At 65.1% G+C, this 13417-nt stretch carries 8 protein-coding genes; all 8 read right to left on the bottom strand.

All coding sequences use genetic code 11. The annotated features are described in order from the left end of the window. Window positions 1–74: 74 nt before the first annotated feature. The 8 genes from H7B90_RS18325 to aspA all read right to left on the bottom strand — a co-directional run bounded on the left by H7B90_RS18325 (window position 75) and on the right by aspA (window position 13163). Window positions 75–881, bottom strand: a complete 807-nt coding sequence (locus H7B90_RS18325) for a carbohydrate ABC transporter permease (RefSeq protein WP_185137350.1) — start codon at window positions 879–881, stop codon at window positions 75–77. 25 nt (window positions 882–906) lie between these two features. Beyond that, entirely contained in the window at window positions 907–1848 is a 942-nt protein-coding gene (locus tag H7B90_RS18320) for a carbohydrate ABC transporter permease (RefSeq protein ID WP_185137349.1), read from the bottom strand. Continuing rightward, entirely contained in the window at window positions 1848–3239 is a 1392-nt protein-coding gene (locus H7B90_RS18315) for a sugar ABC transporter substrate-binding protein (protein ID WP_185137348.1), read from the bottom strand. The genes H7B90_RS18320 and H7B90_RS18315 overlap by 1 nt, the downstream gene beginning before the upstream one ends. Before the next feature lie 53 nt (window positions 3240–3292). After that, window positions 3293–4252, bottom strand: a complete 960-nt coding sequence (locus H7B90_RS18310) for an amidohydrolase family protein (protein WP_185137347.1) — start codon at window positions 4250–4252, stop codon at window positions 3293–3295. A gap of 1 nt (window position 4253) precedes the next feature. Then, window positions 4254–5807: an argininosuccinate lyase gene (argH, locus tag H7B90_RS18305; RefSeq protein WP_185137346.1), complete on the bottom strand. Its 1554-nt coding sequence runs from the start codon at window positions 5805–5807 to the stop codon at window positions 4254–4256. A gap of 252 nt (window positions 5808–6059) precedes the next feature. Next, complete coding sequence (locus H7B90_RS18300; RefSeq protein WP_185137345.1) at window positions 6060–7001, bottom strand: 5'-nucleotidase; 942 nt, start codon at window positions 6999–7001, stop codon at window positions 6060–6062. 21 nt (window positions 7002–7022) lie between these two features. Beyond that, the gene (locus H7B90_RS18295) at window positions 7023–11648 is read right to left on the bottom strand and encodes a DEAD/DEAH box helicase (protein ID WP_185137344.1); all 4626 of its coding nucleotides are present in this window, start codon (window positions 11646–11648) and stop codon (window positions 7023–7025) included. Between the two features lie 87 nt (window positions 11649–11735). Continuing rightward, on the bottom strand, window positions 11736–13163 hold the full coding sequence (gene aspA, locus H7B90_RS18290) for an aspartate ammonia-lyase (RefSeq protein WP_185137343.1): 1428 nt from the start codon (window positions 13161–13163) through the stop codon (window positions 11736–11738). Window positions 13164–13417: the final 254 nt, after the last annotated feature.

Here is a 13417-nt window from a genome sequence, read left to right as displayed (position 1 = left end):
TTATCACAGACGTTTGACACGGCTGTTACAGCCGGCCATCAACAGCCCTAAGCCCTAGCTCCAATCCCCCTCCCCTACTTCAGACCCGTCGTCGCGATGCCCCGGACGATCTGCTTCTGGAAGAAAAGAAAGACGACGATGAGAGGAACGACGGAGATTGTGGCCCCCGTCATGATCTGAATCCAGTTGCTGCTGTCCTTCGCCTCGCTGGAGAAGAACGCCATGCCGACCGGAATCGTGAACTTCCCTTCCGTCTGCGTGACGATAAGCGGCCAGATGAAGGCGTTCCAGCTTCCGAGGAAGGTCAAGATGGCGAGCGTCGCCAGCGCGGAGCGGACGAGCGGAATCGCGATTCGCAGCAGAATCGCCCACTCTCCCATGCCGTCGATGCGGGCCGCGTCCAGGAGTTCCGAAGGTAGCCCCGCCAGGAACTGCCTCATGAGGAAGATGCCGAAGCCCGACAGCAGGCCGGGGAACAGAATGCCCCAGTACGAATCCGTCCACCCCAGGTCGGTCGAGATCAGGTACCACGGGATGATCAGCATCTCGGTCGGAACCATCAGCGTGCTTAGAATGAACAGGAAGATGAGCCTTCGGCCGCGGAACTCGAACTTCGCGAGAATGTAGCCGACGAGCGTGTCGAGGAAGCAGACGCTGACGGTCGCGATCGCGGCGACGGCGAAGCTGTTGGCGATCCAGCGGGCGAACGGGGCGTCGCGGAATATCGCCGCGTAGTTGCCCCAAGCGAACTCCGGCGGGATGAGACTTAGCGAATAGAGGTCCTGCGGCGACTTGAGCGAGGTGGCGACCATCCACAGGAACGGGAAAAGCATAACCGCGAGCCCCGCCGTCAGAACGGCGTAGGCGATCGAACGACGCATGCCGTGCGCCTCCTTTCGGTAAGGCTTAGTGTTCGATTTTCCGATTCAGCGCCTTCCATTGGATCAAGGTCAAGGCCAGAATAAGGACGAACAGGATGACCGTGGCGGCGGACGCCCTCCCCATGTCGAAGCTCTTGAACGCCATGTCGTAGACGCGAAGCACGATCGAGGAGGTCGAGTTGAGCGGTCCGCCCGAAGTCATGTTGAGCACCTGCGCGAACGATTGCAGGTAGCCGATGCCCGCGATGACCGCCGAGAACAGGACGACCGGCCGCAGCAGCGGCAGCGTGACGCCGAAGAACCGGCGCCAGGCCCCCGCTCCGTCGATGGACGCCGCTTCCTCGTATTCCTTCGGGATGTTCTCGAGACCGGCGAGGAAGACGAGCATCTGGAACCCGACGCTCTGCCACACCATCGTCGCGAGCACCAGATGGATGGCTTGGGAAGTCGAATACAAGAGCGGCTGCGCGTCGAGGCCGAGCTTCAGCAGCAGGCCGTTCAGCACCCCGTTCTTCATCAGAATCCAGCGGAACACCCAGCTGACGGCGACGATGCTCGTAATGTACGGGATGAAGTACGCGGCCCGGTACAAACCTCTCAGCCTGCCGATCCGGCGCAGCAGCAAGGCGACGGCCAGGCCCGTCGCGAGCTGGGCGGGGACGCCCGCCGCGACGTAGTAGAGGGTGTTGGCGACCGACCGCAGGAAGTCGGGATCGCCCAGCAGCGATTCGTAATTCGCGAGGCCGACGAACGGCTTCTCCGGCGACAGCAGCTCCCACTCCCGGAAGCTGACGTCGAAGGAATACAGGATCGGGTACAGCCTGACGCCGACGAAGTATAGCAGCGGAAGCAGCAGCCCGCCGCAGATGAACGCGCGACGCTTCGTACGGTAGCCGAAGCGCGCGGCCCGCCGCAGGCCGAGCCGGCGCCGGCCCGCGATCGCCGGAACGGAAGAAGCCCTCTCCATTACTTCTTATCCTGCTTCGCCCAGTATTCGTCGTACAGCTTCTGCGTCTTCTCCGTCAGCTCGTCGAACGCCTTCTCGACCGGTACGTTCTTCAGCAGCACCTGGTCGACCGCTTCGACGAACAGCGTTCGCTCCTGCGTCTCGTCGACGAAGAAGTGCGACTTCGCGTACGGAAGCTGGGAGATGAACGGCCCGAGCTTCTCGTCGTTCGCGTATTTCTCCTGCAGCGCGACCTCCTGCTTCGCCGGCAGCTCGCCGGTTTTCTCCACCCATTGCTCCTGCACTTCCGGGCTGGTGAGGAACTTCAGGAATTCCGCCGCGGCTTCGAGCTTGTCGCCCTTCACGGTGGACGGGATGGCGTTCGCCCAGAAGGAAGCCTGCGTCGACTTGTCCTTGTAGGCGGGGAGCGGCGCGATGGCGTAGTTCAAGCCGGGCGCGTCCTTGAGCGAGCCGAGCCGGTACGAGCCGTCGACGTTGATGGCCGCGTGACCGGTCTTGAACGCGTTGGCGTCGTCGTTGAACACGCCGTTGATGCCGACCTTGTGCTCCTTGGCGAAGTCGACCAAATACTTGAACGCTTCCAGCCCGGCGGGAGAGTCCTTCCACAGCAGCTTGCGCCGGTCGTCGGACGTATCCTTGCCCCCGGCCTGGTAGAGCAGGCCGTCCCGGAACCAGTGGTGCAGCTGCGATCCCGGCTCCCAGGCGAAGCCTTCCACGACGAACTGGCCGTTCGCGTCCTTCTCGGTCAGCTTCTTGGCGTCGTCGACGAGCTCCTGCCAGGTCGCCGGAGGCTGCGTCAGCCCGGCCTTGGCGAACAGGTCCTTGTTGTAGAACAGCGCCAGCGTCCTCACTCCCGTCGGGAGCGCGTAGTATTTGCCGCCCAGCTTCGCCGTCTGCACGAACGGGAAGTACTCCTTCTCGATGTCCGCGGCCGGGAACGCTTCTTCCGGGAGCGGCTGCAAATAACCCGAAGACACGTACTTGGGCAGCCAGCCGTAATACAGGTTGATGACGTCCGGGCCTTTGCCGGCGGGCACGAGCGTCGCCACCTTCTGGTTGTATTGGTCGTAGGGAAAATTCGTCTGCTTCACGTCGATGTTCGGATGCTTCTCCTCAAACTGTTTGATCAGCTCGTCGATCAGCTCCACCTTGGCGGGGAATTCGTACTGCCAATATTCGATCGACACCTTCTTGCCGGACGCCGCGGCGGACGGGCTGGCGGAAGCCGGCGCCGACGATCCTCCGGACGCCGGGGACGTCGCGGACGCTGCGGACGGTTCGGACGAAGAGGAGGACGATTCCGCGCCGTTCTTGCCTCCGCAAGCGGCGAGGGAAGCGGACAGGACGAGAAGGACGGCGGGGATGACGGCGTATGAACGTTTACGATTCATGCGGTACACGCTCCGATCGGATTGAGATGAGGATTGCGGTGGACAAGAAAGGGTTATCGCGCGCTCGCCGAAGCCGGCACCGGGCCGAACCGGACGAGGCGCCTCGCGTTGTCGCCGAAGATCCGCTCGATGTCCGGCTCCGGGAATCTCAGCTCGCGGCAGACGCGAACCTGGTCCTGCAGATAGCGATACGGGTACCCGCGCGGGAACCCGCTCGCGTCCGTGCCGAAGACGATGCGCTCCGGCCCGATCAGCTCGTACGTTTTGCGGAACAGAATCTCCAGATTCAGCTCGTAGGGCATCCAGCGGACCCACTGGTTGGAGCCCGACGTGTCCACGTGCACGTTCGGACAGCTCCAACATAGATGAAGCAGCTCCTGGAAGTAGCCGGCGCCGAAGTGCGGGATGACGAACGGGATGTCCGGATAGGCCCGCGCCGTATTGAAAAGAGCGAGCGGATTGATGTTCGGATGGTGCACGATGCCGCCGGCGTGCCCGAGCATGCCGAAGTGGATAAGCACCGGCAGCTGCCTCTCCGCGAGGAACCGCCAGACCGGGTCCAGCGACGGGTCGTCGAACGCGATCGGAGTGAGCGGGCCGAACAGCTTGTAGCCTCGCAGCCCGAGAACGTCGATCGCCCGACGAAGCTCCTCCGCCGCGCCGAGCTTCTCGATGGGATGGCAGGCGAACCCGGTGAACCGGTCCGGGTATTTGGAGATTTGCGCCGCCAGGTCGTTGTTGTCGAGGCCGGTCAGGAAGTTCAGCCCGCCGATTCCGTATTCGTCGAGCTCGTCGACCCAGCGGTCGATCAGCGGGCGGCCGTCTTCCTCCGGCGCCTCCTCGATCTCCCCTTTGCGTTCCGGGGCCGGGAAGTCCCACGTCAGCCGCATTCGCTCGCTGCGCTCCGCCCCGTACTGCTTGATGCGCGGATGCGGTTCTTCGGCGAACAAGGGAAGCCGGTACGGAAGATGGGCGTGGATATCGAACACGCGGAATTGATCGTTTTTGAACATGTCACGCCTCCTCTTCCAAGGTCTCGCGCAAGGACTCGCGGACCCGCGCCAGACTTCCGATCCGCGAATCCAGCTCCGCGAACGAACGGGCGATCCGCTCCGACCGTTCGTCCTTCCACCGCCGCAGCTTCCCGTGGCGGAGCTCCTGCTCCCGCAGCGCGCGGCGGACCTCGTCCGCGTTCGGACCTCCGCGCAAGCTTCGGACCCGGACGAAGTGCTCGGGATCGAGCGCTTCCTTCAGCTCCTCTCCCGTCAGGTCGAGCGGCCGGCCGACGACGATGCGGGCGGCTTCGTTCAGAACGTCCAGGGTGAATTCGGCGACGGTCGCGCCCCGGGCGTCCAGCGCCGTCACGGCGCGGCTGACGACGGCGTGGGCGGCGCGGAACGGAAGACCCTCGCGGCGAACGAGCGTGTCGGCCAGCTCCGTGACGGAAGCGAAGCTGCTTCTTGCCCGCCTCCTTAACAGCTCGGCGTCGACCTCGATCGTCCCGATCACCTTGGCGAGCAGGCGGCAGACGGCTTCGAGCTTGGCGAGGCCGCTCCAGGCGTAGGGCTGAAGATCGTCCTCCGTGTCGACGATATCGCCGAACGGCGTGTTGTGGATCATTCTAAGCACGGTTGCCGCGTCGCCCGCGGCGGCGGACAGCAGGGAGCGCGCGTGTTCGATCGAGACCGGATTGCGCTTCTGCGGCATGATCGAGCTGATCTGCACGTACGGCGGCGCGACCCGCAGAACGGCGAACTCCTGCGTGCACCAGAGCAGCAGATCCTGAACGAACCTTCCCAGGTTGACGGCCGCGAGCTGCACGGCGGAAGCCGCCTCTCCGACGTAATCGGCGCCGCTGACGGCGTCGTACGCATTCTCGATCACGTCGTCGAAGGCGAGCAGCTCCGCCACCCTCTCGCGGCTGATCGCGAACCCGGTCGTCGCGAGCGCGGCGGCGCCGAGCGGGCTCCGGTTGACGTTCGCGTAAGCGGCTCGCAGCCGGATCAGATCCCGCTCCAGCGAATCGGCGACCGCGGCGGCGTAATGGCCGAGCGTCGTCGGCTGGGCTTGCTGCGTGTGCGTGTGGGCGATCGTTAAGGTATCGGCATGCCGCAGCGCGAACTCGCGCAGGACGCCGTGCAGCTCCAGCGCCGCGTCCGCCGTCCGCAGCAGCTTCTCGCGCAGCGCGATCCGATAGAGGGCGATGCCCATGTCGTTGCGGCTTCGGCCCAAGTGCAGGTTGCCCGCCGCTTCGCCGGCCAGGGCGAGCAGCTCGTGCTCCACTTCGAAGAACAAGTCTTCGAACCGTCCCGTGTAGACGGAATCCCGCCACCGTTCCGGGCTCAGCTTCCGGAGCGCTGCCGCGATTCGCCCCGCCTCTTCTTCCCCGACCAGCCCCTGCTCGGCCAGCATGATCAGATGCGCCTTATGAACGGCCAGCATCGGCTTCAGCAGCTCCCGCTTGGCTTGCTCGTAAGCCGGCTCCAGCACGGCCTTCGCGTAGGTCCGCCCCGGGAACGCATTCCCTTCGGCCGCCGTCTCCTCTTCCCTTGAAGCAGGCTTCGTCATGAATGTTCCTCCTCTTTCTGCCTCGTCTAACAGCCTCGTCTCAGGCTTGGCTCCGACGGCAAAAAAACCGGAGACCCATTCGCTCGGATCTCCGGTTAACCGGTAGAAGCAGGATATATAACTGACTATACCACTTGGAATTATCAACAACCTTAGCACTTTTTTCCGGGGTTCGTCAATTCGTTCGCTTATACAACATTTGAATCGTATATCCAATTTCTCGATTAGAGCCGGTAATCGCTCGGAGCGGCGCTATCGTTCGGCGACGGGCAGCCGGTTGGTTATGCCGAACGGAACGTGCACGCACGGGGCGACCCGGGCCACTCTCTCGATATGGCCGACCTGGTCGTCGAAGAAGATGTGAGGCTTGAAGATCCGCAGCACCCGATCCTTGTCGATGCCGCCGAGGAAAAAAGCCTCGTCGACGCGGATGTCGAGCTTGCGGAGCGTCGAGATGACTCTCGCGTGCGCGGGCGCGTTGCGGGCGGTCGCGATGGCGACGCGAAGCTTCGACTTGTAGTCCGGGGCGGCCTTGCGCTTGTCGATCTCCCTTCGCTGCAGCTTCGAGATCTCGAGGAAGAAGCGCAGCAGAGGCCCTTCGGGAAGCGGTTCGCCCGCCTTCAGCCGCTCGTGCCGGTGGAACAGCTCGATCGCGCCCTGCTGGTAGACCGCTTCCGCGGAGTCGTCGGCGATGATGCCGTCGAAGTCGAAGGCGATCCGCAGCTCGTCGTCCTCGTCGTCGTCGACGAAGTCCGTCGGGAACACGCAGCCCGCGGGCAATCCGAGAGAGGCGGCATGCCTCACGTCGTCCGCGTTCCCGGACAGGAACAGCGAGGCGTTGAAGGCGTTCATGTACAGAAAAGGATCGTTCCCCGTCACGAAGACGGCCCTGCTGATCGGCAGGCCGTAATGCTCGATGGAGTTCATCATCCGCAGGCCCGTATCCGGATCGTTGCGGGACATGAGGACGACCTCGACGGGCCGGTCGTCCGGATCCGTTCCGTTCAAGCCCAACAGACGCTTGATGAGCGGATAGGCGACTCCCTTGCGGAGCACTTCCTTCTCGTGCTCCCGCTGATACCGGCGGTACTCGTCCTCGCCGCGCTCCCGGAAGACCGCGTGCGACTCGCTCAAGTCGAACAAGGCGCTCGACGCGACGGCGACGACCAGTTTATTTTCGATCTGATAGCCCAAGCTTGTTCACCCTATCTCCCGTTAATTGGCCCAGAACACGAGCGACTTCCGATCGGCTTCCGCTCCCAGCTCGCGGAGGAGGCGCCCCTCCTCCGTGCCGGAGACCGGCTGCCCGTCCCACGAATCGATGACGACCTTGACCAGCCCTTGGCGGCGCAGGAGCGAGAATAGCGCCGACTTGAGCAGGGCCGTCCGCGCTTCGGGCGATTCCGCCGCGCCGGCTGCTTCAAGCGTAGCGGCCGCGCCTGACGACGCATGCGCCCGGGACGATCCCGCTTCTGCGGGGCCCGAAGCCGTCCCGCCGACTCCTCCCCCGTTCATCGTATAGATTCTCCGGCCGTTGTTCTCGATCCAGAAGACGCACCGCTCCCCTTGCAGGACCAAATAATTGCCCGGCTTGCGGGAGAAGGAGGCTCCCTTGGCGGAGCCGGGCCAATCGACCAGCAGCCCGTACGGGTTCGCGGGGTCTGCGGCGGACAGGACGGTGACGGCGTCGTCCCCCGCGCCTTGGGGCGGCTGCTTGATCGCTTCCGCCAGCTCGCGCGTCGTGAATTGCAGCGTCGGATCGCCCGCCACGTAGACGCCTCTCGTCACCGCTCCCCATTCCTCCAACCGCTTCATGACCGGATAGAACGCCTCCCAAGAGTACGGAGACACTCTCGCGACGAGCTCCTTGTTGACGAGTCCGAAGCTCTCCAGCAGGTGGCGGGCCCAATGAACCGCGGACTCCTCCGCCCCCTTGGATCGTTCGCCCGGCTCCGCCTCTCCCTCGTCCGCCAGCGTCCCGGTCCAATACCAGCGCCCGAAGCCCGAGCCGGTCCGGTCGGCTCCCTTCTTGGAGCGCGGCGCTTGGGAGAGCCGAAGAGGAGCGAACTGGTCGTTCGACGCGAGCCCTTCCCAGACGAGGTCGAGCAAGTCCGGGAGCAGCTCGGAGGGCGTCTTGCCCTCCTCCCGAGCCAGCTTCGTGAGGAAGCTCGCTCCCCCGGACCGAATCCGCTCCAGCAGGCGGGGATGCTTCGTCTTCGCCGCCGCCTCGGCGGCTTGCGAGACGTACGGCGCGTACAGCTCCTTGGACTCGGCCAGGAAGAAGGCGATCTTGCCCTCCTTGTCGCCTTCTTCCTTCCGGCCGAGCCAGATGACTTCCCCGGAAGCGCACAGCAGGTCCAGCTCCTCCTTGCGATACCGGGTCAGCCGGGAGGGGAACAGGATCGTCTCCCAGTGGGACAGAGGCGCGAACAAGCCCTGCATCTTCCCGATCACGTGCCGCAGCCCTTCCGTTCCTTGCTGCTGCATGCCTTGGAGGACCATCTGCATTCTGGCGATCTGGCCGCACCAGCGGGCGGGATCGGCGGGGGCCGCTTGCTTGCCCGCTTCCCGGATCGATAGCCGGACGAGCCTCGACGCGACCTTGGCGCTCGTCCAGATCCGCTCCCGTTCGTCGGCGGCGTGCGGGGCGCGCTCGATCTGCTCCCGCTCCAGCATCTCCTCGACGATCCGGCGTGCGTGCGCGAACGTCAGACGCGGATACCTCTCGCACAGCTCCGTCTCGGTGAAGCTCAGCACGTGGTCCGCGTACCTTCCGACGACGAACGAGACCGAATCCGCGGAGTCCGGGAACTCCTCGTAGATCTCCTTCTCGTCCGAGCAGATCCAGCGGTATTCGCCGTCCCCGGTCAAGTCGACGGCCAGCGCCCGTCCTCTCTCCCGCAGCTCCTCCAGCCAGACCAGCGCTTCGCCGCCGGCGAGCTTGGCCAGCTCCTCGGCGGTCTTGTCGCCGCGCTGCTTCAGCAGCCAGTACAGCTCCTCGGCGTTCCGGGGCGCGCGGTCCGGCTCTTCGAGCCTGCGTGTCTCTTCTTCGACGACTTCCGGCCGGACGACGCCGACCAGCTTGTCCTCTCCGAACAGCCGGCCGGCGAGCTCCTTGCTGACGTTCAGCAGCTGCATCTGAATCGTCTCGTCTACGCCTTCGCCTTCGTAGATGCGCATATTGACGTAATCCGCGAGGAACTGCGAAGCGAACGGCGAAGGGTGGGCCGTCTCGCGGACGACGAGCTCGGTCCGCCCGTCCTGGATCCGCTCCAGAACGTCCTTCAGCCCTTCCAGATCGAGATAGTCGTACAAGCACTCCTTCATCGCCTCGCGGAGGAAGGGGAACCGGTCCGCATAGGGCAGCGCCGACCGGAGCAGCTCTTCTCCTCTCAGCCTCTTCTGCCACAGAGGCGTCCGCTTGAAGCTGCGGGACAGAAGCAGCGACGTCTCCGCGATGCGGCGGAACGCGAGAGCGAGCAGCGGCGATCCGGTCACCGCCTCGACCAGGAGCTCCTCCGCGTTGGTCCGGGTCACGCCGTGAATCGCCCGCAGCCAGGAGGCGTCCCATTCCGGCAGGACGAACTCGATGCCGTTGTCCTTGGCGTTGCCGTACAGCCGGTAAGGAAGCAGCTTCTCGAATTGCCGCTCGATGGCGAGCTGCCATGCCCGGTTCACGTACCGGCCCGCGTAGTTATGGAGAATGACGTGCGTCTGGTTCATGACGTCCTTATACGTCTCGATCAGCATCCGCCTATCGCTCGGCAAGCCGCAGAACCGGTGCTGCGACCGGGCGAGCGACGCGAGCTGCCCGCCCGATTCCCGGTCCATGCCGTGAACGGCTTCGAGCCAGGCCAGCGTGTCTTCCAGCGCTTCCCGGTCTTCTTCATCCCCGGTATCGTCAAGCCGAAGCCGCTTCTCCAGCTCCGCCATGAAGCCGCCGACCCTGACCCCCAGGACGTACGACCGCCCTCCCGACTCGTTCCGCCAGAACGGAATCTCGCTGAACCGGTTGCCGGCCTCGGAGACGTACACCCGGTCCTGCTTGATCTCGCGGATCATCCACGAGCTCGTCCCGAGCTGGAACACGTCCCCGACCCGGCTCTCCTGGATGAACTCCTCGTCCAGCTCGCCCAGGTGGACCCGGCTGTCGACGTGATGGACCGGATAGTTCCCGGTCTGCGGGATCGTGCCGGCGCCGGTGACGACGGCCATCGACGAGTTGGCCCGCTTCGTCAGCCGGTCCCCGTCCCGGTCCCAATCGAGGAACGGACGCACGAACGGGTACAGCCCGGCGAGCACCTGCACGATCTCCTCCAGCCTCTCCCTGGACAGGCCATGGTAATTGTCGCACCGGACGACGAGCCGGTGCAGCTCGTCCACGGTCCGGTCGGCGGACGCGACGATGCCGACGATCTGCTGCGACAGGACGTCCATCGGCTCGGACGGAATGCGGATCTCCTCGATGTCGCGGGCCGCGATCTGCCGGCTGAGCACCGCGATCTCGGGCAGCGGTCCCTTCGTGCGCGCCAGGATGACGCCGCGGCTCGCTTCGCCGACGGCGTGGCCCGCCCGGCCGATGCGCTGAATGCCGCCGGCCGCGCTGAGCGGCGATTCGATCTGGATGACGAGATCGACGTGCCCGACGTCGATGCCGAGCTCCAGCGACGACGTCGCCACGATGCACCGAAGGCTGCCCTCCTTCAGCAGCCGTTCGACCTCGAGTCTCCGCTCGCGCGAGACGCTGCCGTGGTGGGAGCGGGCGAGCTCGTAGCCGACGTGGTCGTTCAGGCGAAGGCAGAGCCGCTCGCACAGGCGGCGGCTGTTGACGAAGATCAGCACCGAGCGGGCGCCTTCCATCAGCTGCACGATCCGGTCGAGCAAGGGCAGCCACACTCCCTCGCGCGTCTGCACCGGGCGGCTCTGGTCGGGCATCGTCACCGTCACGCTCAGCTTCTTCGTCATCGAGCTCTCAACGATCCGGACGGGTCTCGGGCGGAAGCCCAGCGGGTGAGCGGCCGCTTCGCCTCCTCCCGACATGGCTTCAACCTGCCTCGTATTTGCCTGCTTCGTATTTGCCTGCTTCGCATCTGCCGGCTCGGCTTCACCCCGCGCGGCCGCCATCGGCGCTTCCGACGCGTTGGCATTCGCCTCTCTTGTCGAACCGGCCTCCTCCCAGCCTCCGAGGAACCGCGCCACCCGCTCGAGCGGCTTCTGCGTCGCCGAGACGCCGATCCGCTGCACCGGCTTGGCGGCCAGCTCGGCGAGACGCTCCAGCGAGAGCGCCAAGTGCGCCCCTCGCTTGCCTCCCGCCAGATCGTGAATCTCGTCGACGATCGCCATCTCGACCGCGCGCAGCATCGCCCGGCCTTTGTCCGAGGCGAGCAGAAGGAACAGCGACTCCGGCGTCGTGACGAGCACGTCCGGCGGACGTCTCAGCATCGCGTTGCGCGCGCTCTGGCTCGTGTCGCCCGTCCGCACCGCGCAGCGGATGCCCGGCCAATCCCGGTCCCGGGCCCCGCCGCCCGCCGCCGCGAGAGCGTCCAGCTCCTCGACGAACCGAGCCGCATGGTGGTGAATGTCGTTGTTCAGCGCCTTCAGCGGCGTCACGTACAGCACGCGCACGCCCGGGCCGGAAGCCGGCGACCGGACGATGCGGTCGAGGCACGGCAAGAGCGCCGCCAGCGTCTTGCCCGAGCCGGTCGGCGCCGCGATCAGCGTATGGCTTCCGGCGAAGATCGCCTCCCACGCCCGGTTCTGCACGTCGGTCGGCTCGCCGAACGAAGCCGAGAACCATTCGGCGATGACCGGATGGAACGATCGAAGAGATGTCGGTATCATGCTCCAAAACTCCTTGTCGACGGCGCGGCCCGCCTCCGTTCCGCGCCCGATTCCGGCTCCGCCGCCGCGCGGCTTCCCCTTCCGTCCTTACCCTTCTTCCCGCTCTCCCGTCAGAAGCCATTCGCCCGCGATGCCCGGCGTCGTCATCTGCACGGGATCGAGAATGACGGCCATCTCTTCGGGCGTCAGCAGGTGCCGCTCGAGAATCAGCTCCCGGACCGGGGTGCCCGTCCGCAGCGCTTCCTTGACGAGCTGGGCCGCCACCTCGTAGCCGAGATGGGGGTTCAGCGCGGTGACGATGCCGAAGCTGTCGTGCACGTACGTCGCGCACCGCCCGCGGTTCGCTTCCAGTCCTTCGAGCGCGTAGCGGATGAAGACGTCGACGGCGTTGCGAAGAATCTTCAGCGATTGCAGCAGGTTAAACGCCAGCACCGGCCCCATGACGTTCAGCTCGAACTGCCCGGCTTCGGAAGCGAGACAGATCGTATGGTCGTTGCCGATGACCTGGAAGGCGGTCTGGTTGAGAACTTCGGCCATGACCGGGTTCACCTTGCCCGGCATGATCGACGAGCCCGGCTGCCGGGCCGGGAGCGCGATCTCGCTGAGCCCCGTCCGGGGACCGGACGCCATCAGGCGAAGGTCGTTGCTTATTTTCGACAGGTTCACGGCGCATACCTTAAGAGAGGCCGACAGCTCCGTGTAGGCGTCCGTATTCTGCGTCGCGTCGACGAGGTCTTCCGCCGCCCGAAGCGGAATTTGAAGCTCTTCGGCGAGCAGCCGGACGACCTCGCGGATGTATTCGGGCTTGGCGTTCAGCCCGGTGCCGACCGCCGTGGCGCCCATGTTGACCGCCAGCAGGTTGTCCGCCGCCCGGGCGATGCGCCCGATGTCCCGACCGATGACCGCCGCGTACGCGCCGAACTCCTGCCCCATCCGGATCGGCACCGCGTCCTGCAGGTGCGTCCGGCCCATTTTGACCACGTCGTCGAACTGCTCCGCCTTCCTCTCGAACGCCGACCGCAGATTGCCGAGCGTGCCGAGCAGCGACTGCGTCAGCCGGAACGCCGCGACGCGGATCGCCGTCGGGATGGCGTCGTTCGTCGACTGCGACATGTTGACATGGTTGTTCGGACTGCAATGGAAGTAATCGCCCTTCTTGTGTCCCAAGATCTCGAGGGCCCGGTTCGCCAGCACCTCGTTCATATTCATATTGATGGACGTCCCCGCGCCGCCTTGGATCGAATCGACGATGAACTGGTCGGCCAGCGCGCCGTTCGCGACCTCCTCGGCCGCCCGCACGATCGCGTCCGCGATAGGCTCCCTCAGCATCTTCGTGTTCCGGTTCGCGAGAGCGGCCGCCTTCTTCACGTGAGCCAGCGCCTGGATCAACTCCGCGTGCACCGGCACCCCGGTAATCGGGAAGTTCTCCACCGCGCGCATCGTCTGAACGCCGTAATACGCTTCTTCGGGCACGTTCTTCTCCCCGAGGAAATCCTTCTCCACTCTGAACGCCATGGGCTCGTCCTCCTGTTCGCGTCTCAATGACTTACCCCTATTATAGTGGAAAAGCATGCCAGGATCGACCCGCCCGCTCGTTCACGGTTGCAATCGGAATCGCAGGGTTCCGGTTCATCGTAGCCGCCTCCCCTAATCGATACGTGAATCAGGCATACGATAGAAGCTCAGTGCGGCCCGATCTTCGCAAAGACGAGCGGCTCTGAGCCCGAATGACAAATCGGCATGCGAACGGGGCAGTCTAGAGTAAAGGG

It is taken from the genome of Cohnella xylanilytica (genome assembly GCF_014212175.1).
Classification (GTDB): Bacteria; Bacillota; Bacilli; order Paenibacillales; family Paenibacillaceae; genus Cohnella; species Cohnella xylanilytica.
Note: the sequence above shows the minus strand (reverse complement) of the source record. Positions and strands in the feature narration are given on the sequence as shown.

What these genes read in the sequence shown, in the direction of transcription:
- H7B90_RS18325 (WP_185137350.1), bottom strand. Translation starts at nt 881, where the DNA reads ATGCGTCGTTCGATCGCCTACGCCGTTCTGACGGCGGGGCTCGCGGTT.
- H7B90_RS18320 (WP_185137349.1), bottom strand. Translation starts at nt 1,848, where the DNA reads ATGGAGAGGGCTTCTTCCGTTCCGGCGATCGCGGGCCGGCGCCGGCTC.
- H7B90_RS18315 (WP_185137348.1), bottom strand. Translation starts at nt 3,239, where the DNA reads ATGAATCGTAAACGTTCATACGCCGTCATCCCCGCCGTCCTTCTCGTC.
- H7B90_RS18310 (WP_185137347.1), bottom strand. Translation starts at nt 4,252, where the DNA reads ATGTTCAAAAACGATCAATTCCGCGTGTTCGATATCCACGCCCATCTT.
- argH (WP_185137346.1), bottom strand. Translation starts at nt 5,807, where the DNA reads ATGACGAAGCCTGCTTCAAGGGAAGAGGAGACGGCGGCCGAAGGGAAT.
- H7B90_RS18295 (WP_185137344.1), bottom strand. Translation starts at nt 11,648, where the DNA reads ATGATACCGACATCTCTTCGATCGTTCCATCCGGTCATCGCCGAATGG.
- aspA (WP_185137343.1), bottom strand. Translation starts at nt 13,163, where the DNA reads ATGGCGTTCAGAGTGGAGAAGGATTTCCTCGGGGAGAAGAACGTGCCC.